Origin of the sequence: Microvirga pakistanensis (genome assembly GCF_004458765.1) — a bacterium.
In the GTDB taxonomy this organism is placed as follows: domain Bacteria; phylum Pseudomonadota; class Alphaproteobacteria; order Rhizobiales; family Beijerinckiaceae; genus Microvirga; species Microvirga pakistanensis.
Window position 1 is genome coordinate 1 of the sequence record NZ_SPJX01000665.1, and the last position, 218, is coordinate 218.

Consider the following 218-nt stretch of genomic DNA (forward strand, 5'->3'; position numbering starts at 1 on the left):
ATGCCGTTCGAGGCCAGGAAGGTCCCCGTCACCGGATCGTAGGAGCGGTATTTGCGGGCGCAATAGGCGGCAAGCTGCGGGTCCACCGTGCCGGGAGGAGGGGGTGGGGCGTGAAAAGGGAGCGCCCCTTTTGTATGCCCTCCAACACATCCCTAACCAAGGGAGAATTCCCGGAAAGGCCAAGACGGCGTTCCGCAAGGCGGTTGATGGATTGCCGG

General features: G+C 63.3%; 1 protein-coding gene. It reads right to left on the reverse strand.

What is annotated here, in order from left to right; genetic code table 11:
- The coding region (locus E4K09_RS26300; RefSeq protein WP_244610704.1) for a BA14K family protein at nt 1-86 on the reverse strand (86 nt) is incomplete at its 3' end.
- Nucleotides 87-218: the final 132 nt, after the last annotated feature.